Source organism: Dechloromonas sp. TW-R-39-2, from assembly GCF_016864195.1.
Taxonomy (GTDB): Bacteria; Pseudomonadota; Gammaproteobacteria; order Burkholderiales; family Rhodocyclaceae; genus Azonexus.
In genome coordinates this window covers 2,437,362-2,463,568 of record NZ_CP045202.1, presented here as the reverse complement: position 1 = coordinate 2,463,568, position 26,207 = coordinate 2,437,362, and the positions used below count along the sequence as shown (strand labels likewise).

General features: G+C 56.7%; 30 protein-coding genes and 1 tRNA gene. 22 read left to right on the top strand and 9 right to left on the bottom strand.

All coding sequences use genetic code 11. The annotated features are described in order from the left end of the window. The first annotated feature begins 5 nt into the window (after positions 1-5). From GBK02_RS11925 to rpoS, 6 genes are all read left to right on the top strand, one after another. Positions 6-1,949, top strand: a complete 1,944-nt coding sequence (locus tag GBK02_RS11925) for an ATP-binding protein (RefSeq protein WP_203466880.1) — start codon at positions 6-8, stop codon at positions 1,947-1,949. A 204-nt stretch (positions 1,950-2,153) separates the two neighbouring features. Continuing rightward, positions 2,154-2,471, top strand: coding sequence for an H-NS family nucleoid-associated regulatory protein (locus tag GBK02_RS11920; RefSeq protein WP_203466879.1), 318 nt, complete (start codon positions 2,154-2,156; stop codon positions 2,469-2,471). A gap of 3 nt (positions 2,472-2,474) precedes the next feature. Continuing rightward, positions 2,475-3,215: a 5'/3'-nucleotidase SurE gene (gene surE / locus GBK02_RS11915; protein WP_203466878.1), complete on the top strand. Its 741-nt coding sequence runs from the start codon at positions 2,475-2,477 to the stop codon at positions 3,213-3,215. 26 nt (positions 3,216-3,241) lie between these two features. After that, positions 3,242-3,874 (top strand): protein-L-isoaspartate(D-aspartate) O-methyltransferase, encoded by a 633-nt coding sequence (locus GBK02_RS11910; protein WP_203466877.1) that lies wholly within the window; start codon positions 3,242-3,244, stop codon positions 3,872-3,874. Next, the gene (locus GBK02_RS11905; RefSeq protein WP_203466876.1) at positions 3,871-4,821 is read left to right on the top strand and encodes a peptidoglycan DD-metalloendopeptidase family protein; all 951 of its coding nucleotides are present in this window, start codon (positions 3,871-3,873) and stop codon (positions 4,819-4,821) included. The genes GBK02_RS11910 and GBK02_RS11905 overlap by 4 nt, the downstream gene beginning before the upstream one ends. Then, positions 4,818-5,750, top strand: coding sequence for an RNA polymerase sigma factor RpoS (rpoS, locus tag GBK02_RS11900; RefSeq protein ID WP_203466875.1), 933 nt, complete (start codon positions 4,818-4,820; stop codon positions 5,748-5,750). The genes GBK02_RS11905 and rpoS overlap by 4 nt, the downstream gene beginning before the upstream one ends. A 48-nt stretch (positions 5,751-5,798) precedes the next feature. Here rpoS and mltB read toward each other — a convergent pair whose 3' ends face one another. The 4 genes from mltB to GBK02_RS11880 are packed head-to-tail and all read right to left on the bottom strand — an operon-like array spanning position 5,799 to position 10,611. After that, the gene (gene mltB, locus GBK02_RS11895; protein WP_239003004.1) at positions 5,799-6,785 is read right to left on the bottom strand and encodes a lytic murein transglycosylase B; all 987 of its coding nucleotides are present in this window, start codon (positions 6,783-6,785) and stop codon (positions 5,799-5,801) included. A gap of 11 nt (positions 6,786-6,796) precedes the next feature. Beyond that, complete coding sequence (locus tag GBK02_RS11890) at positions 6,797-8,734, bottom strand: DUF3488 and transglutaminase-like domain-containing protein (RefSeq protein ID WP_203466874.1); 1,938 nt, start codon at positions 8,732-8,734, stop codon at positions 6,797-6,799. Further along, entirely contained in the window at positions 8,731-9,684 is a 954-nt protein-coding gene (locus tag GBK02_RS11885) for a DUF58 domain-containing protein (RefSeq protein ID WP_203466873.1), read from the bottom strand. Before GBK02_RS11885 ends, GBK02_RS11890 begins: the two co-directional genes overlap by 4 nt. Positions 9,685-9,690: 6 nt before the next feature. Further along, positions 9,691-10,611: a MoxR family ATPase gene (locus GBK02_RS11880; RefSeq protein ID WP_203469381.1), complete on the bottom strand. Its 921-nt coding sequence runs from the start codon at positions 10,609-10,611 to the stop codon at positions 9,691-9,693. Positions 10,612-10,759: 148 nt separating this feature from the next. On the opposite strand from GBK02_RS11880, the gene GBK02_RS11875 reads away from it, so the two are divergent. The 6 genes from GBK02_RS11875 to GBK02_RS11855 all read left to right on the top strand — a co-directional run bounded on the left by GBK02_RS11875 (position 10,760) and on the right by GBK02_RS11855 (position 15,357). Next, the gene (locus GBK02_RS11875; protein ID WP_203466872.1) at positions 10,760-11,686 is read left to right on the top strand and encodes a histone deacetylase family protein; all 927 of its coding nucleotides are present in this window, start codon (positions 10,760-10,762) and stop codon (positions 11,684-11,686) included. Positions 11,687-11,771: 85 nt separating this feature from the next. Next, positions 11,772-12,992 (top strand): aspartate kinase, encoded by a 1,221-nt coding sequence (locus GBK02_RS11870; RefSeq protein ID WP_203466871.1) that lies wholly within the window; start codon positions 11,772-11,774, stop codon positions 12,990-12,992. A gap of 48 nt (positions 12,993-13,040) precedes the next feature. Beyond that, positions 13,041-13,133: transfer RNA gene (locus GBK02_RS11865), tRNA-Ser, on the top strand. Positions 13,134-13,532: 399 nt separating this feature from the next. Further along, entirely contained in the window at positions 13,533-13,835 is a 303-nt protein-coding gene (locus GBK02_RS16875) for a DUF5710 domain-containing protein (RefSeq protein ID WP_239003002.1), read from the top strand. A 23-nt stretch (positions 13,836-13,858) separates the two neighbouring features. Next, entirely contained in the window at positions 13,859-14,695 is an 837-nt protein-coding gene (locus GBK02_RS11860; protein WP_203466870.1) for a hypothetical protein, read from the top strand. Continuing rightward, a complete protein-coding gene (locus GBK02_RS11855; RefSeq protein ID WP_203466869.1) occupies positions 14,692-15,357 on the top strand; it encodes an HD domain-containing protein in 666 nt (221 codons plus the stop codon). The genes GBK02_RS11860 and GBK02_RS11855 overlap by 4 nt, the downstream gene beginning before the upstream one ends. A gap of 7 nt (positions 15,358-15,364) precedes the next feature. Here GBK02_RS11855 and GBK02_RS11850 read toward each other — a convergent pair whose 3' ends face one another. Then, positions 15,365-16,129, bottom strand: coding sequence for a hypothetical protein (locus GBK02_RS11850; RefSeq protein WP_203466868.1), 765 nt, complete (start codon positions 16,127-16,129; stop codon positions 15,365-15,367). A gap of 145 nt (positions 16,130-16,274) precedes the next feature. Here GBK02_RS11850 and GBK02_RS11845 point away from each other — a divergent pair, with 145 nt between their 5' ends. Continuing rightward, positions 16,275-16,793, top strand: a complete 519-nt coding sequence (locus GBK02_RS11845; protein WP_203466867.1) for a low molecular weight protein-tyrosine-phosphatase — start codon at positions 16,275-16,277, stop codon at positions 16,791-16,793. Positions 16,794-16,821: 28 nt separating this feature from the next. Here GBK02_RS11845 and GBK02_RS11840 read toward each other — a convergent pair whose 3' ends face one another. Beyond that, positions 16,822-17,349 (bottom strand): YkgJ family cysteine cluster protein, encoded by a 528-nt coding sequence (locus tag GBK02_RS11840; protein ID WP_203466866.1) that lies wholly within the window; start codon positions 17,347-17,349, stop codon positions 16,822-16,824. Between the two features lie 157 nt (positions 17,350-17,506). Here GBK02_RS11840 and GBK02_RS11835 point away from each other — a divergent pair, with 157 nt between their 5' ends. After that, the gene (locus tag GBK02_RS11835; protein ID WP_203466865.1) at positions 17,507-18,580 is read left to right on the top strand and encodes an alkene reductase; all 1,074 of its coding nucleotides are present in this window, start codon (positions 17,507-17,509) and stop codon (positions 18,578-18,580) included. Between the two features lie 64 nt (positions 18,581-18,644). On the opposite strand, the gene GBK02_RS11830 is transcribed toward GBK02_RS11835, so the two are convergent. Continuing rightward, on the bottom strand, positions 18,645-19,001 hold the full coding sequence (locus GBK02_RS11830) for a hypothetical protein (protein WP_203466864.1): 357 nt from the start codon (positions 18,999-19,001) through the stop codon (positions 18,645-18,647). A 325-nt stretch (positions 19,002-19,326) separates the two neighbouring features. On the opposite strand from GBK02_RS11830, the gene GBK02_RS11825 reads away from it, so the two are divergent. The 3 genes from GBK02_RS11825 to GBK02_RS11815 all read left to right on the top strand — a co-directional run bounded on the left by GBK02_RS11825 (position 19,327) and on the right by GBK02_RS11815 (position 20,720). Continuing rightward, a complete protein-coding gene (locus GBK02_RS11825; RefSeq protein WP_203466863.1) occupies positions 19,327-19,890 on the top strand; it encodes a hypothetical protein in 564 nt (187 codons plus the stop codon). A gap of 5 nt (positions 19,891-19,895) precedes the next feature. Continuing rightward, positions 19,896-20,189: a hypothetical protein gene (locus GBK02_RS11820; RefSeq protein WP_203466862.1), complete on the top strand. Its 294-nt coding sequence runs from the start codon at positions 19,896-19,898 to the stop codon at positions 20,187-20,189. A 333-nt stretch (positions 20,190-20,522) separates the two neighbouring features. Continuing rightward, positions 20,523-20,720, top strand: a complete 198-nt coding sequence (locus GBK02_RS11815) for a hypothetical protein (protein WP_203466861.1) — start codon at positions 20,523-20,525, stop codon at positions 20,718-20,720. Positions 20,721-20,724: 4 nt separating this feature from the next. On the opposite strand, the gene GBK02_RS11810 is transcribed toward GBK02_RS11815, so the two are convergent. Beyond that, positions 20,725-20,970, bottom strand: coding sequence for a hypothetical protein (locus GBK02_RS11810; protein ID WP_203466860.1), 246 nt, complete (start codon positions 20,968-20,970; stop codon positions 20,725-20,727). A gap of 23 nt (positions 20,971-20,993) precedes the next feature. After that, positions 20,994-22,856 carry a diguanylate cyclase gene (locus tag GBK02_RS11805; protein ID WP_203466859.1) on the bottom strand — a complete coding sequence of 621 codons (1,863 nt, stop codon included), beginning with the start codon at positions 22,854-22,856 and terminating at the stop codon, positions 20,994-20,996. 195 nt (positions 22,857-23,051) lie between these two features. Here GBK02_RS11805 and def point away from each other — a divergent pair, with 195 nt between their 5' ends. The 5 genes from def to GBK02_RS11780 are packed head-to-tail and all read left to right on the top strand — an operon-like array spanning position 23,052 to position 26,173. Beyond that, positions 23,052-23,582 (top strand): peptide deformylase, encoded by a 531-nt coding sequence (gene def, locus GBK02_RS11800; protein WP_203466858.1) that lies wholly within the window; start codon positions 23,052-23,054, stop codon positions 23,580-23,582. Then, positions 23,583-24,257, top strand: a complete 675-nt coding sequence (locus tag GBK02_RS11795; RefSeq protein WP_239003000.1) for an alpha/beta hydrolase — start codon at positions 23,583-23,585, stop codon at positions 24,255-24,257. Next, entirely contained in the window at positions 24,254-24,871 is a 618-nt protein-coding gene (locus GBK02_RS11790) for a 3'-5' exonuclease (RefSeq protein ID WP_203466857.1), read from the top strand. The genes GBK02_RS11795 and GBK02_RS11790 overlap by 4 nt, the downstream gene beginning before the upstream one ends. Before the next feature lie 23 nt (positions 24,872-24,894). Next, positions 24,895-25,548, top strand: coding sequence for a YceH family protein (locus GBK02_RS11785; protein ID WP_239002999.1), 654 nt, complete (start codon positions 24,895-24,897; stop codon positions 25,546-25,548). A 43-nt stretch (positions 25,549-25,591) separates the two neighbouring features. Beyond that, positions 25,592-26,173, top strand: a complete 582-nt coding sequence (locus tag GBK02_RS11780; protein WP_371810488.1) for a DNA-3-methyladenine glycosylase I — start codon at positions 25,592-25,594, stop codon at positions 26,171-26,173. Positions 26,174-26,207: the final 34 nt, after the last annotated feature.

Here is a 26,207-nt window from a genome sequence, read left to right as displayed (position 1 = left end):
CGGTTTTGGCAGCACTCCTCTGGACTGGAGTGCTGGCCTTTTCGCTTGTTTGGAACTTGAACAGTACCCAAGCCCAGATGATGGCCATGGCGTATTCCGAAGCGCGGGCCAACCTGAATAAAGACATTATTTTTCGCCGTTGGGCAACAATGCACGGTGGTGTTTATGTCCCCGTGACAGCAACGCAAAAATCAGTTCCCTGGCTGTCTCACGTTCTCGGGCGGGATGTCACCACGACAGACGGTCTGAAGCTGACACTCCTGAATCCGGCCTCAATGCTGCGGCAGATCATGGATGCCTATGCCGAAGAGTATGGGATTCGTGGCCGGATTACCGGCCTGAAATACCTGAATCCAGGTAATGCACCGGATGATTGGGAGCGTCGGCAACTCGAAGCTTTTTCCCGGGGAGACAAAACAGAGGTTTGGGAGATTGCCGAGATCAATGGTCAGCCGAATTTACGGTATTTGCGTGCCATGTACATGGAAACCGGCTGTGATAAATGCCACGGTATTCTTGGCTACAAGACGGGTGACATGCGAGGAGCGACAGGGCTGAATTTACCGCTGGCGCCTTATCTGACTCAGATAGAAGAATCCCGGATGCAGTTGGGAGTCAGTCACGCCATTATCTGGTTGATCGGTCTGGCCGGCATTGTGGCGGGGGGCAGGCTCTCGGCTCGCTGGGATCGGGAGCGTGAGACAGCGCAGCAGGAATTGGCTCAGCATCGGGATCATCTGGAGTCCCAGGTCAAGGAGCGCACCTTGGCGCTGTCCATCGCCAAGGAGGCGGCAGAGGCAGCCAGCCGCGCCAAGGGGACTTTTCTTGCCAATATGAGCCATGAGTTGCGTACGCCGATGAATGGCATCATGGGGATGGTTGATCTGGCTTTGAAGCGCACAACGGATAGCACCGTGCGAGAACAGCTGAACAAGGCCAGAAAATCGTCACAGATATTGTTGGCAGTGATCAACGACATTCTTGATCTTTCAAAAATTGAAGCGGAGCGCTTGCAGTTCGAAAAAGTCCGCTTCCAGTTGGGAGAGGTTTTGGAAAATGTGACCAGTCTGGTCTCTGAGCGCATCTCCGAAAAAGGATTGACGCTTCGTGTCGACTCGCCGCCGGAATTGTCCTGTCAGGCCTTGGAAGGAGATCCTTTGCGTCTTGGGCAGGTTTTGCTCAATCTGGTTGCCAATGCAGTCAAATTTACCTCGCAAGGGACAGTCAGCATTCGTGTGCGCCCAATCGAAGAAAGTCTGACGACAGTTTTGCTTCGTTTTGAGGTTTTGGATACGGGTATTGGTATTTCATCTGAAGATCAATCTCGTTTGTTTACTGCTTTTGAGCAGGCTGACAGTTCAATGACCAGAAAATACGGCGGTTCAGGCCTGGGACTGGCGATCAGCAAGCAGTTGTCCCGTCTGATGGGGGGCGACATCGGTGTTGAAAGTACCTTAGGGCAAGGGAGTGCATTCTGGTTCTCTGCGCGATTTGACAAGCTTGAGGGGAGGGTTGAGCCACCTCATCTTTATACGGATCTTGATAGTGTCGAAGCGCAGATCAGATTCGATTTTTCCGGCGCACGCGTTTTGTTGGTTGAGGACGAGCCGATCAATCAGGAAATTTCGCGTTGTCTTCTCGAGGATGTAGGGCTGGTTGTCGATCTTGCCGATAATGGTTTGGCAGCAGTTAATCTGGCCAAGGAAAATTATTACTCATTGATCTTGATGGATGTGCAAATGCCTGAAATGAATGGTATTGAGGCAACCCGCAGGATTCGTGGTGACTCTTTGAACATGAATACTCCTGTTCTCGCAATGACGGCGAATGTTTTTGATGAGGATCGAAGAGCCTGTTTTGCCAATGGAATGGATGACCACATCGGAAAACCTGTTAATCCTGAAGTATTTTTTAATACATTATTGAAATGGCTTAAATTTTCAAATTAACTGTCGATACCCCAGAGGGGCGGTAGATCCGGTGACGGTGTGGCTGTGTTAGAATGCATCAAAGAATTTTATTCGGCCGTCTTGTTTCGATGTTTGGAAATGGTCAGGTTAAATAGCCGGCGTTTGCCGGTTTTTGATTTTATTGGTTGATAAATAAGCAGATATTCACTAAATTGTTCCTGCTTATTTTATTTGGAGATGATTATGGATCTTTCAGCACTTTCCGTTATTGAATTGCGTGATTTGCAGCAACAGATTCCGGCTGAATTGAAGCGCCGAGAAGTACAGGATAAAGCCAATATCCTCAATGAAGTTCGCGCTTTTGCCAAAGCTCGTGGTTATGCCATTGAGGATTTGATCGGCAAGGAAGTCAAGGTCAAAGCAGCCAGCACATCCAAGGTCAAAGTCAAATATCGTCACCCGGAAAATCCTGAACTGGAATGGACCGGTCGTGGCCGCAAGCCAAAATGGGTTGAAGCTTGGGTCGCCAATGGGGCGAGCCTGGATAGCCTCCTGGTTTGATCGATGCGCATTCTGCTCAGTAACGACGACGGTTATTTTGCGCCGGGGCTTGCCGCTCTGGCGCAAGCGCTTTCCGGGCTTGGTGAAATTGTGGTGGTCGCTCCCGAGCAGAATCGCAGTGGGGCCAGTAATTCGCTGACGCTGGACAGGCCTCTGTTCTTGAAAACAGCGGCCAACGGTTTTCATTTTGTGAATGGAACGCCGACCGATTGTGTCCATCTTGCCGTGACAGGCATGCTGGATTATTTGCCCGATATTATCGTTTCAGGTATCAATCATGGTGCCAACATGGGGGACGATACGATTTATTCGGGTACGGTAGCTGCTGCTACTGAGGGATTTTTGCTCGGAATACCTTCTCTGGCAATTTCCCTGAATAATTTTGAAGGCAAGCATTTTGATACGGCTGGCCAGGTGGCGCGAGATCTTGTTGAGCGATTTATTCGCAATCCGATCAAGCAGCCGGTATTGCTGAATGTGAATGTGCCCGATATTCCGCATGCCGACTTGAAAGGGGTTGAAGTGACCCGTCTTGGTCGCCGCCACAAAGCCGAGCCAGTTGTCAAAATGCAGTCACCGCGTAATGAAACGGTTTACTGGATTGGCGCGGCAGGCGCGGCAGCAGATGCCGGGCCTGGCACCGATTTCAACGCGGTCGAGCGGGGTTGTGTGTCAATCACGCCTTTGCAAATTGATTTGACGCACCCGGCTCAGTTGCCGGCAGTACGTCAGTGGATGGAGTGAGCTTGGCCGTGCTTCACGGAATTGGTATGACTTCGCAGCGGACGCGGGCGCGAATGATCGAGCGTTTGCGCGAAAAAGGCATTCGCCACGAGGCTGTGCTGGGCGCCATGGCGGCTGTGCCGCGTCATGTGTTTGTTGAAGAGGCTCTGGCGTCCCGTGCCTATGAAGATACGGCCTTGCCGCTTGGCATGGGGCAGACCATTTCTCAGCCTTACGTTGTCGCCCGCATGATCGAGTTGCTGCTCAATGCGCGCCCGACACTGGGAAAGACGCTTGAAGTCGGTGCTGGTTGCGGTTATCAGGCGGCCGTACTGGCGCAGTTAACCAATGAGGTTTATGCCGTTGAGCGCCTGGGGCCATTGCTTGAAAAAGCCAAGGCCAACATGCGGACCCTGCAGCAGTTCAATGTCCGCTTGAAACATGCCGATGGCCAGTTGGGTCTGCCTGAAGCCGGGCCCTTTGACAGTATCATCGTGGCAGCGGCTGGTTCTCATGTGCCGCAGGCATTGCTGGAGCAGTTGGCGCTTGGTGGCCGGCTGGTCTTGCCAATTGGTACGACAGAGCAGTATCTTTGCTTCATTGAACGTACGCCTCAGGGATTTGTCGAAACGCGCCTCGACGCAGTTCGCTTTGTCCCGCTTCTCGCAGGAACGCAATGATTCGATTTACCGTTCTGATTCTTCCCTTGTTGCTGGCTGGTTGTTTTTCACAACCGCCGGCGCCAACTGTCGACCGCAGCACTTCAAACGCATCGCGTTCAGCTCCTGTTTCACCTGTTCAACAGCCTTCCGGACCCGGCTACTACACCGTCAAGCGTGGTGAAACGCTCTACCGTATCGCCCTGGAGCACGGTCAGGACTACAAGGATGTTGCTGCCTGGAATAATCTGGCCAATCCCTCGTCGATCAAGGAGGGACAGGTATTACGGGTTGTTCCTCCGGGGGCTGTGGAGAATACGGGAGCGGTGGTCAGCAAGCCAGTGAGTTCCAGTCCTGTTGTCGAAACCCGCTCCCTCGACCAGCCGCCATCCGCTCAGCAGCCTGTAGCGACGTCAAACAGTAATTTGAAGCGAGAGCCGCGTGTAGGCAAGGAGCCTTATTCCGATGAGGCTTATGCCCGCTTGAATAAAACGGGTGACCTTCCTGCCAAGCCGGCTGAAACCAGGCCGGAACCTGCACCGACCCCGGCGGTTGTCCCAGCATCTGCCCCGGCGACACCTGCGGTGGCTGCCGGTCCGGATGATGTGCCATGGTTGTGGCCCTCTGCCGGCAAAGTCGTCGCGCCTTTCAGCGAGTCCGGGAACAAGGGGCTAGATTTTGGTGGCAAGGCAGGCGATACCGTTCTGGCTGCCGGTGAAGGCAAGGTGGTGTATGCCGGCGCCGGGTTGCGAGGTTATGGTGAGTTGGTCATCATCAAGCACAACGCCACCTTCCTTTCCGCTTATGCTCATAATCGCAAGATTCTGGTCAAAGAAGGCCAGACGGTGAGCCGCGGGCAGAAAATTGCCGAAATGGGCAGTACGGATGCCGATTCGGTCAAGCTGCACTTTGAAATTCGCAAGCAGGGCAAGCCGGTTGATCCGGCTCAGTATTTGCCGAAAAAATGACCCATACCGACCGGGAGCAAGAGGACGAAAGCTTTGAGGGGCAACCCGACGAAGCTGTCCTGCTCCCCGAGCCGGAAGTCATTGCCCCCGAACTCGATCTGCTTGAGGATGTAACCCAGCTTTACCTGAACGAGATCGGTGCCAAACCGCTGCTCACGCCGGCCGAGGAGCTTGCAACCGCCCGCTGCATGCGGGCCGGAGACTTTGCCTCGCGGCAGAAAATGATCGAGCATAATCTTCGCTTGGTGGTCAATATTGCCAAGCACTATCTGAACCGTGGCATTCCGCTTCTTGATCTGATCGAAGAGGGAAATCTCGGATTGATTCACGCGCTTGAGAAATTCGACCCCGAGCGTGGTTTTCGTTTCTCGACCTATGCGACGTGGTGGATTCGCCAGAGCATTGAGCGCGGCATCATGAACCAGGCGAGAACAATTCGCTTGCCGGTGCATGTCGTCAAGGAAATCAATCTTGTTCTGCGTGCCATGCGGCATCTCGAATCTGCCGATCGACGCGAGTCGACCGTGGAACGGGTTGCTGTGCTGATCGACAAGCCGGTTGAGGACGTGCGCCGGATTCTCGCGTTGAACGAGCACATTGCTTCGCTCGACATGCCGCTCGATATCGATCCCGAACATACCATGGTCGAGATTATTGCCGACGATGGTGGCAGCGATCCGGCCTCCCTGCTGCAGAGTAGCGAAGTCGATACATTGATCGCGGGGTGGCTTGATCAACTGACCGAGCGTCAGCGTCAGGTGATCGAACGGCGCTATGGGCTGAACAATGCCGATGTCGCGACGCTGGATATTATTGCCAACGATCTTGGCCTGACGCGCGAGCGGGTGCGGCAGATTCAGATGGAAGCGCTCGACCGCCTGCGCAAGATCGTCAAACGCGGCAATCTTTCAAGCGACTCCCTGTTTTAGAAACCTTGCCGAAGGGCGGGATGAGCCTGCAATCCCACCTGCGGTGATTCAGCGCATCCGCTGGCGAATTTCTTCTGCCAACTGAAAAACCGACATGGCGTAAAAGCTGGAGCGGTTGTAGCGGGTGATGACGTAGAAATTTTCGTAGCCCAGCCAGTATTCGGTTTCGCGGCCCGGTGAAACAAGGTCGATCAGTGCGACATTGTCTTCATTCCCCGCTCTGCTACTGATGCCTTGTGCGGCAAGCTCGCCGACCTTGAGTGTGGGGCGGATGCCGGCTTCGATCAGTTCGCGGGCAGGTTCGCCTTGCACGCGTGCGGCGATGGCAATCGGCTGGCCGGCTTGCCAGCCGTGCTGTTCCAGGAAGCGCCCGACGCTGCCGACGGCATCATCGAAGCTGCCCGACAGGTCGACGCGCTGATCGCCATCGAAGTCGACGGCGTAGCGGCGCTGGCTGCCCGGCATGAATTGTGGAATGCCGATGGCGCCGGCAAAAGAGCCCTTGATGCTGAGCGGGTCCATATTGTTTTCACGGGCCAGCAGCAGGAACTGTTCTAGTTCGGTGCGGAAGAAATCGGCGCGACGCGGGTAATCGAAGGCCAGGGTGGCGAGTGCTTCAAGGACGCGGAAGCCGCCAGTGTTGCGGCCATATTCGGTTTCGACGCCAATGATCGCAACAATGATTTCTTCCGGCACGCCGTACATTGCCCGGGCGCGGGCTAGAACGGTGCGGTTGTCCTGCCAGAAGCGTACGCCGCCATCGATGCGCCGGTCGTTCAGGAAGCGTGGACGGTAACGTTCCCATGATCGCTGTTGAGGGGATGCAGGGGGTTTGATCAGTTGCAGTACTTTGGCGTTCGAGCTGGTTTGGGCAAACTTGTCGAGCAATTCATCTGCATTGAAACCGTGGCGTTGTTCCATTTCTCGCGCAAATTCGATGGTTGCCGGGTTGTCGGCAAAACTTTGCGGTTTGGCAGCGGCGTGGCTCAAACCAGTCAGGCAGGCGAGCAGCAGAGCACCAAGAGTCAGCTTCAAATCGATCTCCGTCAGGGCAATTGCGCGATGGCTTCGCGCAGAAGGTTCAGATTGTTCGAGGTACGGCCGTAGCGCACATCCAGATAAGCATTTACAACGCGCCCGAAAGGTTCGGCCAACATTGGGTGCTCGGTCTGTACACGGTGCAGCAAGGCATTGGGCGTTTCCCAGGGGGCGCAGTTTACTTGTCTTCGTGCCAGATGTCGCAAGGCTTTATGCCAGAGACGGGTGGCTGGGTCTGGTTGGGTTTTTTGATGGAGCGTCCAGGCCGTGATGGCGCCGAGCAGTATGGTGCAGCAAAGGGCGAGCAGGATGACCAGGTCCTGCCAGCCCGCTTCTTGCCAGCCAAGACGGGCGAGTAGCTGGCGTTGGCGCTGCATGTCGTAGCTCAGTATTTGCTGGTTCCAGGCATTGTTGATCGCTTCCCAGCGATGACGCAGGTTTTTGAGCCAGGCGGTGCGTAGTTGGCTCAAGGCTGGCAGGTTGGCGCTGCCTGACTGATCGATGCGACCGTTTTCGATGCGGGCAGGCGAAACGGCGGCCGTTGGATCTATCCTTATCCAGCCACGGCCTTCGAGCCATATTTCACTCCAGGCGTGAGCGTCGGATTGGCGCACGGTCAGGTAGCCGTCCACCGGATTGACTTCGCCGCCCTGGTAGCCGCCGACCACGCGCGCCGGGATGCCGGCGGCGCGCATCAGTACGACGAAGGCTGCAGCGTAATGTTCGCAAAAACCACGACGGCTCGAGAACAGGAAGTCATCGACCCCTTCCGGGCCGAGCAGTGGTGGTTGCAAGGTGTAGACAAAGTTTTGCTCGGCAAAGAGTGTCAGTGCCTTATTGACGACTTCTTCAGGCGCCTTGGCTGTGGCCCGCCATTCGCTGGCCAGTTTGAGCGTCTGCGGGTTTCGCCCGGCAGGTAGTTGCAGGTTGCGTCGGAGGATGTTGGGGTTCTCGGCAACGTTGAAACGGTAGTCCAGTGTCGAGGCAAAGCGAAATTGGCGACGTTCATTGATGATCTGCCGGTGTGTCGCGGTCAACGTGCCATTCAAGCCTGTTTCCGGTGGCAGGCCGGTGGGGGCATCGAGCGCCAGCAGCCAGCGTTGGTTATGGGCTTCAAGCGTGATTTCGTAGCTGAGCGGGGTGGCGATGACTTCGATGCGCTCTGAGCCTGGGCGGTTCGGCTGTGGTCGCCAGGTGGTTCCGTCAAAATACTCCATGACCGGGCCGCGCCAATAAAGTAGTTTTCCAGGCGGCGTTTCAGCGTCGAAGCGGACCCGGAAAGCGATGTCGTTATTGAGTGCCAGGTGAGCAATGCTGCCGGGCGTCATTTGTTCCGACAGGCCGGTCTTGCCGCTATGTGCGTCTTGCGGCAAGCCCCAGAGCGGCCCGTTGATCCGCGGGAAAAGCAGGTATAGCGCGAGCATGAAGGGCAGAGCCTGGACGAGCAGGCTGGCCGCGTAGCGCAAGATGCTGCGTGGCGTGGCATCCGGGCCGCTGTTCAGGCGAATCAGCGCCGACGTGACGAGCCATAGCGCAATCAATAACCACAGTCCGGTTGGAATGCTTTGCGAGTAGAAATAATGCGTCAGCAGCAGAAAATAGCCGAGGGTGACGACGACCATGCCATCGCGCCGGGTTTTCAACTCCAGCATTTTCATGGCCATGAAAATTACCAGCAGGGCGACACCGGCATCGCGGCCGAACAGGGTTTGATATTCGAGATAGACCGCGCAGCAACTGAGGCAGACGATGATGGCTAGCAGCCCGCTGTTCGGTAGGCGCTCGTTGCGCTGCCACAGCCAGGCAGCCCAGAGCAGCATCAGGCCGATCAGGCTGCTCAGCCACAAGGCTTGATGTTCGAGATGCGGCAAGATGGTCGCCAGGGCGGCGGCCATTAACCAGGGGCGCGCGGTCTGGTCGAGAGGGCGGTGGGCCGGTCGGCTCATAAGGCGAATAGTGCGAGTAATTGCAGACAGGCAAGGCGCTGGTTTTTTGTGTCTGCCGGGGCAATTTTATGCCCGGGCAGGCGTAGACCGTAGCGTTGTCCGCTTGCGTCGGCCTGCAAGACCCAGCCGCATAAAATGCCGAGCCGTGTTTCGTCGGGCAATGCCGGATCGGTCAGGGCCCAGTCGAGTTGCAACTCAAGTGCCGATCCGCCGGCAAATTGTTTGACCAGCAGATCGTTGCTATCGGGAATCCGGGCGCTGGCTTTCCAGGCCACATGATGCAGCGAGTCCGTTGGCTGTCGCAGGCGAAATCCGGAAAAATCCTCTTGTCCTGCAGCGCCGCGCTGCGTTCCTTGGTGATTGGTCGCTGACGGGGCAGGCAGAGGGGTCATGACCGGGGTGGGGAAAACCAGGCAGCGCATGGCCGGTTGCAGATAGCTCCACGCATGAAACAGGCCGATAGGGTATTCGCTGGACAGGCGGATTCTGGATAGTTCGCACCAACCGCGGCGGATGGTGCGCTGGGGAATGGCGATTTTCAGCATTTTTCCGGCGTCGACCGTGACAGTCACCGGGTGTTCTGCGTCTGCCTCGAAAGTCAGGGCGCGTCTTGCAGTGGCTCGTTCGTTATCGAGCCGTAGTTCGAAATAGGCTATTTCTCCGGCAAAAACGGCATCACATCGGCCGGGGGTGATTACTAGATCGTACAGGTTGCGAAAGGTGTGGATCATGCCGACCAGGCCGAGGCCGGCGAGCAGAAAGACAAGTGCGTGACCAAGTGCGAGGCTGTAATTGATGGCACCAATCAGCATCACAACGAGTGCGCTCACAAATAGCAGCCCGCCGCGTGAGGGGATGATGAAAATACGCCGCTGACCAAGGCGCAGCGGTGCAGTGCCATCGCTTTGCCAGCGGAAAAGCGCCTGTTTCAGTTGAGCGAGCAGCTTCACGCGGGGTCAGGGAATCGCAACCGAATGGATCAGGGAGGCAATGTCTTCCGGTCGGGCGTGGTGGCTGCCCTGGTTGGTGCGCAGGCGGTGGCTGGCAACTGCCGGCAGGATCGTCTGGATGTCATCCGGAATAACCATGTCGCGCCCTTCGAGCCAGGCCCAGGCACGGGCCGCCGCAAGCAGGGCAAGGCCGGCGCGAGGCGACAGGCCGTGCTGGAAAATAGGACTGTGACGGCTGGCTTCGAGCAGCAGTTGGACATAGTCGATCAATGGTCCGGCGGTGTGTACCTGCCGGATTTCAGTCTGAAAGGTGAGGAGGTCTGTGCCCTGGATCATTGCTTCAAGACGTTTCGCCTGTTCGTGCTGGCCGCCACCGGCAAGCAGCGCACGCTCGGCCATACGGTTTGGGTAGCCCAGTTCGATACGCATCATGAATCGGTCCAGCTGGGATTCCGGGAGTGGGAAGGTGCCGATCTGATGTGCCGGGTTTTGCGTGGCGATGACGAAAAAAGGTGAGGGCAGGTCGCGCGTTTGACCTTCCGTGGTGACCTGGCCTTCTGCCATGGCCTCAAGCAGAGCGCTTTGCGTTTTTGGCGTGGCCCGGTTGATTTCATCGGCCAGCACCAGTTGCGCAAAAATCGGGCCGGGCAGAAAGCGGAATTCGCTTTTGTCGCGGTCGAATAGTGAAATGCCGGTAATGTCGGCCGGTAGCAGATCGCTGGTGAACTGGATACGGGAAAATTGCAGGCCGAGCAGTTGAGCCAGCGTATGAGCCAGTGTCGTCTTGCCCATGCCGGGCAGATCCTCGATCAATAGGTGGCCGCCGGCAAGCAGGCAGGTGAGTGCCTGGCGAATTTCCATTTCCTTGCCCAGAATTGTTTTTCCGGCTTCGTCGAGTAGCTCGGCAAGCGGATGGTGGCGGCTCATTCGGCTGGCGAGTGTGGTTCCTGACATGGCGGCTTTCTTTAATTACAGTTCAAACGAATTCTAATGCTTGAAGCCTCGTCCAGATTGGGACGATAATGGCATTTCGACGTGCGCCATCAATGAGCGCCGGTTCGCAGAGAGAGAACAAGTGACGACCACTGCCTTCATCACCCATCGCGACTGTCAGTTGCACGATATGGGTTCGCATCATCCGGAATGTCCTCAACGTCTCACTGCCATCAGCGATCACCTGATCGCTCAGGGCCTTGATGCGTATTTTGTTTATTACGATGCACCGCTGGCTACGTTTGAACAATTGCTGCGCGTGCATCCGGCTTCGCACCTGGAACGAATCAAGCGCGCCTCTCCTGAAATCGGCGTGGTCCACCTTGATCCGGATACCGCGATGAATCCGCATACCTGGCAAGCCGCATTGCGTGCAGCAGGGGCTGGATGTCAGGCGGTCGACCTCGTGATGAGCGGCGAAATCGAGAATGCTTTCTGCGCCGTCCGCCCGCCCGGCCATCATTGTGAAAAAGCAACGCCGATGGGCTTCTGCTTCTTCAATAATATCGGCGTTGCAGCACGCCATGCCATCAAGGTGCATGGGCTGGAGCGCGTTGCGATCATCGATTTCGACGTGCACCACGGCAACGGCACCGAAGATTGTTTTGCCGGTGACGAACAGGTGCTGATGTGCAGCATCTTCCAGCATCCGTTTTACCCGTATAGCGGGGCTGACAAGCCGGCAGCCAACATGTGCAACGTTCCTCTTGCCGCGGGTTGCGGTGGTGAGGAGTTCCGCGATGCAGTAAGCCAGGTCTGGATGCCGCGCTTGCGTGAGTTCAAGCCCCAGATGATTTTCATCTCGGCGGGCTTCGATGGTCATTACGAAGATGACATGGGTGGTCTCAAGCTGCTTGAGCGTGATTTCGCCTGGTGTACCGACGAACTCAAGAAGCTGGCCGCAGAGGTTTGCAACAAGCGTATCGTTTCAATGCTTGAAGGTGGGTACGTAATGAGTTCGCTGGCACGCAGCGTCGGTGCCCATCTGCGTTCCCTGGCTGATCTCTAGGCGCTGATTTCTTTCGGAAAAAGAGCAGGGTGGGGTAAAATCCCGCCCTCTTTTTCATGTTTCCAACGTTTAACCGGATGAATCCATGGCGTTGATTGTTCAAAAATACGGCGGTACGTCCGTCGCCAATCCCGAACGCATCAAAAATGTTGCGCAGCGGGTTGCCAAATTCCAGGCGCAGGGCCACCAGGTTGTGGTTGTCCTTTCAGCCATGAGCGGCGAAACCAATCGTCTGATCGCTCTTTGCAAGGAAGTTCAGGCCAATCCCGATCCGCGCGAGATGGATCAGGTCTGTGCGACCGGCGAGCAAGTTACCATTGGCCTTCTGGCCATGGCGCTCAAGAATATCGGTGTCGATGCCCGTAGCTACACTGGTGGCCAGGTGAAGGTTCTGACTGACAGCACCTTCACCAAGGCACGCATCCTGTCGATCGACGAAGCCAATATGCGGCGCGATCTGGATGCCGGCAAGGTGGTCATCGTCGCCGGTTTCCAGGGTGTCGACGAGCACGGCAATATCACCACGCTTGGTCGTGGCGGTTCCGATACTTCCGGCGTCGCGCTGGCTGCAGCCCTGAAGGCTGACGAGTGCCAGATCTACACCGACGTTGATGGCGTCTATACGACCGATCCGCGCGTTGTGGCAGAAGCCAAGAAGCTCGATACCATCACCTTTGAAGAAATGCTGGAAATGGCCAGCCTGGGCTCCAAGGTGCTGCAGATTCGCTCGGTCGAATTCGCCGGCAAGTACAAGGTCAAACTGCGCGTTCTTTCCAGCTTCCAGGACGAAGGGGAAGGTACGCTGATCACTGTTGAGGAAGACAAGAACATGGAACAACCGATCATTTCCGGTATCGCTTTCAACCGCGACGAAGCCAAGCTGACCATGCTCGGCGTTCCGGATACCCCGGGCATTGCCTACCAGATTCTCGGTGCCATCGCCGATGCCAATATCGATGTCGACATGATCATCCAGAATGTTGGTCATGACGGCACGACCGATTTCTCCTTCACGGTGAATCGCGGTGATTTCGCCAAGGCACAGGGCATCCTCGAAGCCACCAAGGCCAAGTTGGGCGCCCGTGAGGTGACCGGTGACAACAAAATCTGCAAGGTCTCGGCCGTGGGCGTCGGTATGCGTTCGCACCCGGGTGTTGCCTCCAAGATGTTCAAGGCGCTGGCCGATGAAGGTATCAATATCCAGATGATCTCGACCTCCGAGATCAAGATTTCCGTTGTTCTCGACGAGAAATATCTGGAATTGGCGGTTCGCGTTCTGCACCGCGCTTTCGGTCTTGATCAGTAAGGTTTGACCAAAGGGCGCGGAGCATATATCATCCGCGCTCTTCTGAACGGAGACGTGGCCGAGAGGTCGAAGGCACTCCCCTGCTAAGGGAGCATGCGGGCAAAACCTGCATCGAGGGTTCGAATCCCTCCGTCTCCGCCAGAACCTGCAAGATAGCTAGAAGCCCCGTTATACGGGGCTTTTTGCTTTTGGGCGTTTGCCGGGCAATTCGGGGCGATGTTGCTGAACCAGTGCATGCAGGGTGAGCCGATGGCTTCAATCGAAAAGCTCGTGATTCACTTGCGTGTGGGGTTATCGATAAAATCATTGTCTGAAAAGGTGAAAGCCCCGCCAGGGGGGGGCGGGGCTTTCGACGACCAACAGGGAGGGAGAGGTTGGTCGTCAGGCTGTTGGGGGGTCAGCACATGACTGACAAGATAAGCGGTGCGCTGCGCCAACTCAAGTAACGGTTTGCAACAGCGTGTATTGGTTTTGTTTGCCCCAAGGTTCCGAACATGTCGGTTCTTCTTGTTACCCCTTCAATTGAAATTTGGTAAGGCCATGAGACTGAATCTGAAAGTGCCTTTTGCAGAAAAGGATCAAGCCAAGAAGTTGGGCGCCCGGTGGGATGCTGCCCGAAAAATCTGGTTTGTCGATGGCAAGGCGGATATGTCTGCGTTTGCAAAGTGGTCCCCGACGGCGGCGGAGAGTGATGATGGCGCGCCTTCGGCTCGTCCTGCGGCGGCCAGGTCTGCTCCCGGGAAAGTTGTCACCGGCAGCGATTACGTGGTTCGCCCTCGTGTTTGCGAGTGTTTGCCATGGGAGGTTTGTGATCAATGTGCGTCAATGGCAATCTCTTGCTAGTTTGTCCGCTGGATCGATGAGTCATGAATAAACTGATTACTGAACTTCAACGCCTGTATTTTTTGCCTGATCTGCAATCGAAAGAGTTCTCCGGAGTGGAAGATGATCGCTTGCCGGATGGCGATTCGACCGCTCCCCGGCATCAGCTTGTTACCGATCTTCGACTGCTTGGGGATGACGGCCTGGTTCGGGCGATGGTGCTGGATTTTCGTCGAGCAAGTGACTGGCCTGCGGTTGCTGCCTTGTTTCAGGCATTGCAGGATGATCTTGAGTTGCCTGCGCCGGCCATTTCTGTGTCGGGTGAGGCCGGATTCAAAATGTGGTTTTCCCTGGTGGATTCACTGCCGCTTGCCGAGGCGCTTCATTTTCTCACCGCGTTGCGTAGCAAGTACCTGGCAGCCATTCCTGAGCATCAACTGAGCTTTCTGCCCTCGACTGAGGTAGAGATCAGTACGGTTCCGGGCTTGCATCCGGTAACAGGGAGGTGGTCTGCTTTCATCGATCCGACGATGGGCAGCATGTTCATCGATGAATCGGGCCTGGAAATGGCGCCCAATATGGATCGGCAGGCAGAGATGCTGGCTGGCTTCAAAAGCATCGCCAGCGATGACTTTCAGCGAGCCGTAGCGAGGCTTTCGATTTCTCCGCTCGATGCCGCCATGGGGAATCATCCTGAACAGGATTTTCCTCCGAGCGCTGACCCGGCAGTGCTGCGGTCGACTACCAATCTGGGCAATAAATACAAGGACCCGATCAGTTTTCTCGTGGCGGTGATGAATCAGCCATCATTGGCGATATCTGCGCGCATCGAGGCGGCCAAGGCGCTTCTGCCGTATTTCCCTCAAGGGCAAGCTGAATGATTTTTGCATCGGAGCTGGTCGAACGTGTCGCCGGGCAGATCAAGCTTCGCTTTCTGGGCGAGAATTCCGGTCATGATTGGTATCACATTGAACGGGTCTGTAAGCTGGCTCGCAAAATAGCGATTCATGAAGGTGCAGATCAGGAAGTCGTACAGTTGGGTGCTCTGGTGCACGATATTGCCGACTGGAAATTTCATGGCGGCGATGAGTCTGTCGGGCCGCGCGAGGCCGAGCGCCTGCTGCTTGAGGAAGGCGCGCCACAAGGCATCATTGATCCTGTCGTCGATATTGTGGCGACTATTTCCTACAAGGGCGCGGGGGTTCAAACCGCGATGCAGACCCTGGAAGGGTGTTGTGTCCAGGATGCGGACCGGCTCGATGCCATTGGTGCGATTGGTATTGCCCGCTGCTTTGCTTATGGCGGGCATGCCGGACGACTGCTGTACGACCCGGCTACGCCGCCTGAGCTACACGCCACGGCAGCCGCGTACAAAGCGGCAAGGGGAACCAGCTTGAATCATTTTTATGAAAAACTGTTCCTGCTCAAGGAGCGCATGAATACCGCAGGCGGACGCTTGCTGGCCGAACGTCGCCATCAATTCATGGAAGAGTTCGTCGCGCGTTTTCTTGACGAATGGGACGGTGAGTCGGCCAAGGACTGAATTCCCGTCAATGCGTTGTCGTTGACCGGCGTGCTTGTTGCCAGGCCAGCGCCGCCTGGCTGGAGTGGCGCAAAATGGTTTGGTACTGCTCGCGCGGCATGGCTTGTTGCAGTGCTTCGAACAGTTTTTGTGTATTTTGGCGAGCCAGATCGCTGGGAGCTTCGGTTTCGCTGAGCAGCTTGATCTGGATATGAGCCAAGGCGTCGGCAACCAGGCGCCAGCCGTATTCCGGCATCTGCTGGTTGACGCCGAGCAGCATGCCGCCAAGCGGTTTCAGGATGCTTTCTGCGTCTTCATCCGTTTCACAGGCAGTCATGGCGTGCCAGAGCGCCAGGTGAATGCTGCGTCGGAGTTCGACCTTGAAGTCGATGACATTGCTTTCGATTTGTTCGATCACCGAGAAAAAAAGCTGGAATGACTCATCCGATTGGCTGTTCAGGCGGCCACGCAGGCTGGAAATGAGTGCGCTCAATGCCGGAATGGCTGTCAGGCCGAAAGCCTGGGTGTAGGCAAGGCCCCAATGATCCAGTCCGGTGACCAGCATGGCCAGGCGCAAGAGTTGTTCTTCGCTGCTGGCGCCTGTCTGGCACCACTCGATACAACGCGTTTCGGCTTGTGCCAGTACCTTGCCGAGTAAGACCGGGTCCGGCGTGAAAGCATTGCGAAAAACTTCGGCAAAAATATCCTGGGCCAGTTGTGCTGCTTCGCACTGGGTTGCTGCATTGGCCAGTGTTGAAAGTTGATCAACAATCGGAGAGGAAGTCGTGCTCATCGAAATTTGCCTGAGATTGGGGGAGCGCGCATTTTAACGAACCTGATGGTGCGATGGCAGACTGGATGATTAGCTCTTTTGCATGCAGCGATGCCTGTTTTCAAGGGTTAAAATAAATCACCGCCGATTGACTCCCCGTTGCAACATGAAAAAACCTTACCGGATTCTCTGTGTCTGCATGAATAACGTCTGCCGTTCGCCCATGGCCGAGGTGGTGCTGCGCAAATGCCTGATTCAAGCGGGGCTGGGGGGGCGGGTTGAAGTGGCCTCGGCGGCAACGCACGGTTTCCGGGTTGGCGATGTCTGCGATTCAAAAACAAATTTGGCGGCTCAGGCCAGGGGCTACAACGTTACCCTGATGCGTGCCCAGAAAATCGGTTGGCAGGATTTCGAGTACTTCGACCTGATTCTGGCCATGGATCAGAACAATCTTTCCAATTTGCGCCGTATGACGACTGAAGAACAGCAGCGCCGGATTCGGCTTTTCCTCGACTTTTCAGAAATATTCCACGGCCAGGATGTGCCGGATCCTTATTTGACGCTGGGTGCCAGTTTTGATGATGTGCTGGACCGTATCGAGGATGGCGCACGAGGGGTGGTTACATTTCTTGAGCGACAGTTTTCCGCTGCCGAAGCGACCGGAGTTGTCGCGGTCGACGCTTGAAATAGCCTGAAATGGCAGGCTTCGCCGGTCAGTCAGTGGCGATCGCTGCCACCGCGAACGGGCTTTCAGCAAACCATGCTGTCAGCGGGCGGCTTTTGCCTTGGCGGCTCAACTGGCGATCAATCACATCGTGATTGCCCCAGACGACATCTGCCAACTGGCCTTCCGCAACGCGTGTTTCGATTTCATGGCAATAAAGCCCCAGTTCGCGCTGAACATAAAATCCATAAGTCCGGCAAGCAACCGGACGTTGGGCATAGACCGGGCAGGCTCCGCTTGCCTGGTCAAGCATCGGACAAACGACCGGGCGCGTGGTTTGATTGGCCAGTCTTCCGATCCTGTCCCTGATTTCATTCAGGTGCGATGGCGTCAGCATGGCTAGCCCATGAGACAGCAGCTTCCATTCCTGCTCGGTCAATTCAGGAATTTCAGCCAGTCGCTTGCAGCAGGTGGCGCACCCTTTGCCGCACAGCCAATCCGGTTGCTGTTGGCGGATGTTTTGGACGCATTGCTCAATATCCTGATGGAGCCGGGTGAGTTCGCTGGTGTTTTGCATGGGGAGGGGACTCGCCTTTTTCATGAGAAAGCAGGCCAAGCCAATCGGGTGGTTCGTGTGCCGTGATTTTACTGCACTGATCAAGACGAAATTGGCTATTGAATAAGGTCGACCGCGACGCAATATAAGAAAAGTTATCCGCTCACAAGGACTGTTCATGGATTCGCTGTTCAAACCGTTGCGTGCAGGTGCCCTGCATTTGCCCAACCGTATTCTGATGGCTCCGCTGACGCGTTGCCGGGCCGAAGAAGGCCATATTCCCGGTGCCTTGATGGCAGAGCATTATGCTCAGCGTGCCAGTGCAGGCCTGATTGTCGCTGAGGCGACGATGGCCATGGAGGGCTGCTCGGCATTCTGGAAGGAGCCGGGGATCTATTCCGATGCGCAGGTCGAAGGCTGGAAAAAAACAACCGATGCCGTGCATGCGGCAGGCGGTCGTATCGTCCTACAGATCTGGCATGGTGGCCGGGCTTGTCATCCTGCATTCAACGACGGTCGCCAGCCGGTTGCACCGAGTCCGTTGGCGATCACCAACGATGAGGTTCATACCCCGCAAGGCAAGCAGCCGCACGTTATTCCGCGTCCTTTGCTGGACAGCGAATTGCCCGCAATTGTCAGCGGTTTTGCCCAGGCAGCAGCCAATGCTCGGGCGGCTGGTTTCGATGGCGTCGAGGTGCATGCAGCCAATGGCTATCTGCTCGACGAGTTCTTGCGTGATGGCAGCAACCAGCGGCAGGGGCCTTACGGTGGTTCTATCGAAAATCGTGCCCGTTTACTGCTTGAAACGCTGGATGCCGTTTGCAACGTGTGGGGTAGCGACCGTGTCGGCTTGCGCATTTCCCCGCTCAATAGCTATAACAGCATGATTGACAGCGATCCGGTTGCCTTGACCCGCTGGCTTGGCTCGCGACTCAATGACTACGAGCTGGCTTACCTGCACATGATGCGTGCCGATTTCTTCAGCCAGCAGCAAGGTGATGTGATGACCCCGGTGCGCGAAACCTATAAGGGTGTCCTGATCGGTAACATGGGCTACGACGCAGCCGAAGCTGCAGCCGCCATCGATGCCGGTTTGCTGGATGCCGTGGCCTTTGGCAGCGGTTTCCTGGCCAACCCTGACCTGCCGCAGCGGATTCGTCTTGGTGCTCCGTTGAATGTACCGAACCCGGCGACCTTTTACTCGCCTGGTGCCGTCGGCTATACCGATTACCCGACGCTTGGCTCAGCCTGACTGCTGGCTGGGGAGGATTGAAAAAGGGGGCCAAGGCCCCCTTTTTTGCCGATTCTCTGTCGACTTAGTCGACTCTGACCAGAACGTAGGGATTGTGAAACTTCGATCCTTTGATTTCCGACACGGCAAACGAACTGCCCGGCGTCGGCATCTTGATCCGTCCGACGACTTCAGGGGCGCTGCCCTGGGTCATCGTTTCTTTCATTTCGACAATCACCGGCTCCGGGGCGATCAGGCGAAACTCAAGCGTTGCTCCGGGAATGCCTTCCGGGATGAATTTGACCGTGGCATTCGGTCCGACCAGCGAGACCGAGTGCTGCAGGTTGCCAGCCAGGTAAATGTCGAATTTGACGGCATCGGCCGCTGATGAGTAAGCAGGAATGGCCAGTAATGCAGCGATGAGCAAGGATGAAGGTTTCACGATGTCGTTCCGGTTGTATTCGGGGGCGGGCAAGAGGTTGAGCTGTCGGCTTGCGTGTTCGTGCTGAAGAACGATCCGAAGAAGGCTCGACCAAAAACAGAAATGATAACGCCTCGGCCATTTTTTTCGGTGACTGATTGTAATTTTTGGCCACAGTTTGGCGGATTCATGCGCTTAAACAGGATGATTTTGGAGGTAGTTCAGAAGTATTAATAAGTGGAAAAATCACCAAATTGAGCAATTTGATTGTTGATATGCATGCCTCGTGCATGCATGATGGCTGATTGATATTTGCCATCAGTCGGCCCTTGGCCGGCTCTTACCCATGCACCTGGAATCACCTGTCAAGTGTCCGGAAAATCCGGATATCGACGCCTTGTCGCCTTTTCTCAGAAATGATTATTGCGATCATTGCGCCCAGTTCGATGAAGACGCTTTCCGGGCCAACTGGCATCAAATTTATTTTGTCGTATTCAGCTTCATTCGTCGCTTTAACCGGCGCGACCATGGTTTGAATCATCGCGACCCGGTCATGGCGATGCTGGTTTCGGAAATCTGGCTGTACAACATTGGCCGCTTGCTTGAGCGCAATCCCGGTTGCAGGATCACGCCGGAACTTACCGATGATGCAAGGCGTCGCGAATTGTTGCCCAAATGCAATGCCTACTCATTGGCTCAATACCTTGGCCTGCCGCCACAGACTGTGCGTCGCAAGGTTCAGGCCCTGGTTGATCTGGGGTGGGTGGTTCGCTCGGAAAAAGGGGAACTGAGCGTCACGGTGGCCTACGAGGCCGAAGTGATGCCGGAATGCAGTGTCGAAACGATGCGCGATTTCATCAGCAGTGCGCGCATGGCCTTGGCAATGCTTGGATTTAACAGCCAGCGGTGACAGCCATGACAAAAATATCCCAGGCACCTTTCTGCGCAACGGTGCGCTACCTCGAAAAAATCCTGGCAGATATTGGTTCATCGGATCGCGGTATGTCCGGTATTGTCGGCAACGCACTGGCCATGATTCAGAACATGAATCAGCACAATATTTCACAGGTCGATCTGGCCTGCTTGCAGGAACTGCTCAAAACGATCGATCAGGATTGTTCCGGGGAACTGAATACCTGCCTTTCCGGGGCCGAACCGGACTGCCTGATTTGTGCCGCACTACGTGAGTGCATGGTGGGTGCGCTTTGACCGGTTTGACAGTTGGTATTCGGTACGCTGTTTTTCCGGAGGGTGTTTTCTTCTGATCCTGAGCTTGCCGGTTGTTGACAGACACAATGTGTCTGTCTAAAGTAAATCCATCGCGCCGATTTGAGTTTCAGCTTGCGGGCGCGTAATAAATTCAGCTAAAGCGTGCGAAAGCCCGTTCTTGCTGAACGGGCTTTTGTTTTTCCGGTACCGCAAGGTACATCGCCGAGTTAAGGACAACTTGCAGGGCGACTGATAAATGCTGCTAAAGCGTCGCTTGCTACCCAGCCTCCGGGTGCCGGCTTCGCCGGCTTGAACGGGGGCAGGAGCAACATCATGGTGATTACCGATTTTGAGCTGGACTCGTTTTCCAGAGAAGCAACCGGCCGTTTTCAGATTGCACTGCCTCCGGTCAGGCGACTCGTTGTGCCGGTGATCGATCAATCCATCATCCAGCGTCAGGTCGAGCAGGCAAGATGTCGTGCTGATGCTTATGCCAATGCTTGCCGGATCGAGCGGTGGCGTGATCGATGATTGATCAGCCGGCGCGGATCAATGCGGCGCGAATGCGTTCGATGGTTTCTTCGACGGCGGCCTTGCGTGACACTTCCAGGCCCAGTGCCCGGGCAATGGCGTTGACGCGTGCCGGGTTCAGGGGGATGCCGCCGCGGTCGACAGCTGAAATGAGCGCTTTTGCCTGAGCCAGTTCTGAGGGCTGGCTGGATGTGCCGATGAAGCGGCGTCTGAGCCAACGCCAGAGACTTTTGCCGGGATGTGCTTGCATGATTTTGGCTCGGTAGTTCTGGCTCAGTAGTCCTGGGTGTCCGACCACATCGCCGGTGCAAAGCGAATCACCCGGTTGCGTCCTTGTTCCTTGGCCTGGTAAAGCGCCACGTCGGCGAATTTGACGGCTTGCCAGAAAGTATCGCTGTCGGTCGGGAAATCCGAAATACCGATCGAAATCGTCTTTTGAAGCACGATGCCGGCAACCTGGACTTTGAGGTTTTCGACAGCAGCCCGAATGTTCTCGGCAACCTGTCCGGCCGCATCGCCCTGGCTGTCGATCAGGATGATCAGGAATTCTTCTCCGCCGTAGCGGATGACCAGATCGGAGGAGCGCACGGATTGCTTGAGGACGGTTGATAGTGCTTTGAGCACAGCATCGCCGGCATCATGGCCGTAGGTGTCGTTGACCATCTTGAAGTAATCGAGATCGAGCATCAGGATGGCTGCGTGTGCGCGTTTGCGCTGGACGCTGGCGACCAGTGTCTCGACATACTCTTCGAGGAAGCGGCGGTTGTTCAGGCCGGTCATCGGGTCGCGCAAAGTTGAGTCGCGCAGGCTTTCCATCAGGCGTTTCGTTTCCAGGACCGGAGCGGTTTCCCGCAGATAAACGTTGATGAACGGGATCTGCGACTTTAGTTTTTCCTGTTGTGCCGGCGAGGCAATCAACTGCACAACGCTGCCGACCGAGCCGGACTGGATGACCGGGAAGCAGACATGATGCCGTTCGCCGACTTCGGCCGGGGGGCGGAACGAGGTGCAGATATCGGGCGTGGTGATGCCATCGACGACATGGCCGGTACGCCGGACGCGGCAGGCTTCGGGACGAACCAGTATTTGCGGGTCGCACCAGCGGCAGGTGTCGGCCACTTCACCATCGACCATGATGCCCTTCATCTGTTTCTTGTTGCTGCTGATCTCGTAAAGCGAAAATTCCTGCAGGCCGAACTCGCTTTTCAAGGTGTTTGAAAGACGCTGGTAAATCTCGGCCTTGACCTCGTCTTCCTCGATGGCCTGCTTGAAATGTGCCGCACGGGTCAGACCTTCGATCATGTCGATGGTTGCTGTCAGCAGATTCTCGCCCGGTGCCGGTGTGCGCTCGGTGAGTCGGGCAACATTGCTGCCGATCCGGTTCAGTCCATCGTCGAGGAAGGTCAGCAGGCGGTTCATGTCGGTTGCGATCTGGCCGATTTCATCGTCAGTTTGCTTCTCGACGTGTGCCTTGAAGTCGCCGCGCAAAGCATGCTGCACCGCATCTTCAACCGCGTTGGCAGTATCGGAAATCGGGCGCAGCAAGCGGCGGAGCAGCAGCACCATCAGGATGACAAAAGCCATCACGGCACCAGCAATGCCGGCAACCGTGATCAGTGCCTTTTCCTTCAGGGCATCGATCGACATGCTCATGCTGACCGCGCCGAGCACGGCACCTTCGCTGACCTTGTGGCATTGCAGGCAATTCGGGTTGCCGCTGGACGTGGCAATGTAGGGAATCGTGCCGCGAAAGATGGTTTCATCGCCCTGGGTAATCAGTTCGAAACGCGGCTTGCCTTCTGCCAGGACGGTGCGTTCTATTTCGTCGGCGGCCGATTCCACGGTCAACCCCTTGCCGAACTGTTTTTCCACTTCCGGCGAGCGAACCACGCGGGCCGACTTGAGGCCCTGGACTTCGACCAGTCGTTGGAGAAAGCGCTCGCGCTTGTCGATCACGCCATTGATCATCGACTCCGTCAGATGAACGCGGACGATTTCGCCCGCCGTTCTGATGTGCTCGGTAGCCGAAGCAATCGAAAAGCTGCGGAAGGCGTACAGGCTGATCGCAACCAGAACGGCAAGCAGGCCGGCGGCGATGCCGATGAAGAAGAGGGTAACCTTGGCGTTGAGATTCACGGTGAAATATTTCAGAAACACTGTGGCTGAGAGCTGCGCATTATGTTCGATGCGCTCGCTAAGGCCAAGTGATTAGGCATAAAGTAAGTAATATTCGACAATTCATTGTCAACGGGCCGGTTCTGGCCGTTCTCCGTGCACACGGAGCCACGCTCCGGCTACACTCGCAGATCGTCAATTCACAGGAATCAAGGCATGGCCGTTCGAACAATATTGCGCATGGGCGATCCGCGCTTGCTGGTCCCGGCGCAACCCGTGACCGATTTTGCGACCCCGGCGCTGGCCGAATTGATCGATGACATGTTCGATACCATGGCCGCCGCCGGTGGCGTTGGCCTGGCAGCGCCGCAGATCGGTGTCGGATTGCAGGTCGTGATTTTCGGCTTCGAGCAAAGCGAACGTTATCCCGACGCTGATGCCGTGCCGCAGACCATCCTGATCAATCCGGTCATTACGCCCCTGTCGACCGCGCAAGAAGCGGGCTGGGAAGGATGTTTGTCGGTGCCGGGGCTGCGTGGCGAGGTGCCGCGTTTTCCGGCCATCCGCTACCAGGGTTTCGATCCTTCCGGCCAGCCGATCGACCGCAGTGTCGAAGGCTTCCATGCGCGTGTTGTGCAGCATGAGTGCGACCATCTGATCGGCATGCTGTATCCGATGCGGATGCGCGATTTCAGCCGTTTTGGCTTTACCGATGTGCTTTTCCCCGAAATGGGCAAGGAGAGTTGATTGGACACGCTGCTGCCTGCAATCGAAATCGAGTCGGGTAAGAACCCGCAATACGCCGTAATCTGGCTGCACGGCCTGGGGGCGGACGGTTCGGATTTCGTCCCGGTGGTCCCTGAACTGGGGCTGGAAGATGCTCCCGGTGTGCGCTTCATTTTTCCGCATGCGCCGGAAATTCCGGTGACCTGCAACGGCGGCTACATCATGCCGGCCTGGTACGACATCATTTCGCTCGACAAGCATAGCCGGCGGGTTGATGAGGGCGGCATCCTGCATTCGCGCGCCGCCATTCGTCAGTTGATCGAGCGCGAGATCGAACGCGGCATTCCGTCGGAGCGCATTTTCCTGGCTGGCTTTTCGCAGGGCGGGGCGATTGCCTACACCACGGCGCTGACTCATCCGGCAAAACTGGCCGGGGTCATCGCGCTGTCGACCTATATTCCTTCGGCCGGCTTGCTGGCCGAGGCTAGCGCGGTCAACCGCGATATTCCGGTGTTTTCGGCGCATGGCAGCGATGATGATGTCGTTTCCATCGAACTCGGTCTGGCGGCGCGCGATCTGCTGGTCGAGCGCGGTTACCAGGTTGAATGGCAGGTTTATCCGATGCCGCATTCGGTTTGCATTGAAGAGGTGCAAGCTATCGGTGTCTGGCTGAAAAGCCGGATGGTGAGCGCGTGAGCGACGTCGCATTCAGCCGGGCATCGCTCAGTGAAGCGGAGTTGCCACCTTATCCCGGTATCGGGCTTGAGGCGATCACGCTGGTCGTCGACGCATCAGCTGCGCAGGCGGCATTGGCCGATTTGCTCGCCGCCAGGGTGATTGGTTTCGACACGGAATCCAAGCCGACTTTCCTGAAAGGCGAAGCGTCGACCGGGCCGCATCTGGTGCAACTGGCAACCGACCGGCACACCTGGTTGTTTCCCATTGTGCGCGGACGTAGCGTGGCTGAACTGAAGGCGGTGCTTGAGTCGCCGGATTTGCTCAAGGTCGGCTTCGGGCTGGGGAATGATCACAGCGCCTTGAAATCGCGGCTTGATATCGAGGTGCGCAATGTGCTCGACCTGGGCGAAATCCTGCGGGGGCCGGCACATCGCGGTACGGTCGGTGCCAAGGTGGCTGTCGCGCATTTTTTCGGCCAGAAATTGCAGAAATCGAAAAAAATTGGCACCAGTAACTGGTCTGCCGCTCGCCTTAACGAACGGCAGGTGCTTTACGCCGCCAACGACGCCCACGTCGCGCTGCAGGTTTATTACGCCTGGCAGGCCAGCCGTCGCGCTGCGCTGCCTGCCTGATTGATTGCTTCACTGGAAAGAGAATGATGTCCCTGTTGCCGACACTGTCGCCGATTGAAAGCCGAATCCTCGGAACGCTGGTTGAAAAGCAGCGCACTGTGCCCGATACCTATCCGCTCTCGCTGAATGCGCTGGTCGCCGGTTGCAACCAGAAAACCAGTCGCAGTCCGGTGATGGAAGTCAGCGAAGCCGAAGCGCTTGCCGCGGTCGACCGCCTGAAAGAGCATCAATTGGTGCACGAAGTCAGCGGCAGTCGTGTCGTTCGCTTCGCCCACAATCTGGAAAAGCAGCTCGGCATCCCGACCCAGGCGTCGGCCTTGCTCACAGTCCTGCTGTTGCGCGGCCCGCAAACGGCCGGCGAGCTTCGTCTCAATTGCGAGCGGCTGCACAAATTTGCCGATATTTCATCGGTCGAAGCATTTCTCGATGAATTGGCCTGTCGACCGGAAGGCGAGATGCTGGTCATCGAATTGCCGCGTTTGCCCGGCGCCCGTGAAAATCGCTGGATGCATCTGCTCGGTGGCGAACTGCTCATCGACGCACCGGCCCATGCCGTCCCGGTTGGGGCATCCGGCGCCGCGATTGAAGCGCTGACCGAGCGTGTCGCAACGCTGGAGGCCGAGCTGGCCGCATTGCGCAGCCGGTTCGAGGCCTTTGTTGCAGAAATCGGTGGCTGAAACAGCATGACTGAACCAATGACCGGTCCGGAGAATGAATGATATGGAGCGCTGCCCCTGGTCCGAGGGTTTTGATCTTTACCGCGAATACCATGACCGGGAATGGGGCGTGCCGCTGCGCGACGACCGCGCCCTGTTTGAACTGTTGATCCTGGAGGGGGCGCAGGCCGGGCTGTCATGGGCTACGGTGTTGAAAAAGCGGGTGCACTATCGACAGGTTTTCGATGGCTTCGAGCCTGCCCTGATCGCCCGTTACGACGATGCCAAAGTAGCGGCTTTACTGGCCGACCCCGGCATTATCCGCAATCGGGCCAAGGTCGCGGCGATGATACAGAACGCCCGTTCCTACCTCGCGCTGCAGGCCGAAGGGCAGTCGTTCAGTGACTTTCTCTGGAAATTCGTCGGCGGCGAGACGATTCACAATCACTGGGCGACGATGGCCGAGGTGCCGGCCAAGACGGCGCAGTCCGATGCAATGAGCAAGGCCCTGCTGCGCGCCGGCTTCAAGTTTGTCGGTTCGACCATCTGCTATGCCTTCATGCAGGCTTCAGGGATGGTCAATGATCATCTGCTGGCTTGCCCGCGCCATGCCGAGGTGCAGAAGTACCAGCCAATTCGGGCTTGATCGAAAACGGGCTGTTTAGCGGTGTCGACCGTGG

Bases quoted from the DNA above. Each gene is read 5' to 3' on its own strand.
- GBK02_RS11920 (WP_203466879.1), top strand. From the start codon at position 2,154: ATGGATCTTTCAGCACTTTCCGTTATTGAATTGCGTGATTTGCAGCAA.
- surE (WP_203466878.1), top strand. From the start codon at position 2,475: ATGCGCATTCTGCTCAGTAACGACGACGGTTATTTTGCGCCGGGGCTT.
- GBK02_RS11910 (WP_203466877.1), top strand. From the start codon at position 3,242: ATGACTTCGCAGCGGACGCGGGCGCGAATGATCGAGCGTTTGCGCGAA.
- GBK02_RS11905 (WP_203466876.1), top strand. From the start codon at position 3,871: ATGATTCGATTTACCGTTCTGATTCTTCCCTTGTTGCTGGCTGGTTGT.
- rpoS (WP_203466875.1), top strand. From the start codon at position 4,818: ATGACCCATACCGACCGGGAGCAAGAGGACGAAAGCTTTGAGGGGCAA.
- GBK02_RS11890 (WP_203466874.1), bottom strand. From the start codon at position 8,734: ATGAGCCGACCGGCCCACCGCCCTCTCGACCAGACCGCGCGCCCCTGG.
- GBK02_RS11880 (WP_203469381.1), bottom strand. From the start codon at position 10,611: ATGAGCCGCCACCATCCGCTTGCCGAGCTACTCGACGAAGCCGGAAAA.
- GBK02_RS11870 (WP_203466871.1), top strand. From the start codon at position 11,772: ATGGCGTTGATTGTTCAAAAATACGGCGGTACGTCCGTCGCCAATCCC.
- GBK02_RS16875 (WP_239003002.1), top strand. From the start codon at position 13,533: ATGAGACTGAATCTGAAAGTGCCTTTTGCAGAAAAGGATCAAGCCAAG.
- GBK02_RS11860 (WP_203466870.1), top strand. From the start codon at position 13,859: ATGAATAAACTGATTACTGAACTTCAACGCCTGTATTTTTTGCCTGAT.
- GBK02_RS11855 (WP_203466869.1), top strand. From the start codon at position 14,692: ATGATTTTTGCATCGGAGCTGGTCGAACGTGTCGCCGGGCAGATCAAG.
- GBK02_RS11850 (WP_203466868.1), bottom strand. From the start codon at position 16,129: ATGAGCACGACTTCCTCTCCGATTGTTGATCAACTTTCAACACTGGCC.
- GBK02_RS11845 (WP_203466867.1), top strand. From the start codon at position 16,275: ATGAAAAAACCTTACCGGATTCTCTGTGTCTGCATGAATAACGTCTGC.
- GBK02_RS11840 (WP_203466866.1), bottom strand. From the start codon at position 17,349: ATGCAAAACACCAGCGAACTCACCCGGCTCCATCAGGATATTGAGCAA.
- GBK02_RS11835 (WP_203466865.1), top strand. From the start codon at position 17,507: ATGGATTCGCTGTTCAAACCGTTGCGTGCAGGTGCCCTGCATTTGCCC.
- GBK02_RS11825 (WP_203466863.1), top strand. From the start codon at position 19,327: ATGCACCTGGAATCACCTGTCAAGTGTCCGGAAAATCCGGATATCGAC.
- GBK02_RS11820 (WP_203466862.1), top strand. From the start codon at position 19,896: ATGACAAAAATATCCCAGGCACCTTTCTGCGCAACGGTGCGCTACCTC.
- GBK02_RS11815 (WP_203466861.1), top strand. From the start codon at position 20,523: ATGGTGATTACCGATTTTGAGCTGGACTCGTTTTCCAGAGAAGCAACC.
- GBK02_RS11810 (WP_203466860.1), bottom strand. From the start codon at position 20,970: ATGCAAGCACATCCCGGCAAAAGTCTCTGGCGTTGGCTCAGACGCCGC.
- def (WP_203466858.1), top strand. From the start codon at position 23,052: ATGGCCGTTCGAACAATATTGCGCATGGGCGATCCGCGCTTGCTGGTC.
- GBK02_RS11785 (WP_239002999.1), top strand. From the start codon at position 24,895: ATGATGTCCCTGTTGCCGACACTGTCGCCGATTGAAAGCCGAATCCTC.
- GBK02_RS11780 (WP_371810488.1), top strand. From the start codon at position 25,592: ATGGAGCGCTGCCCCTGGTCCGAGGGTTTTGATCTTTACCGCGAATAC.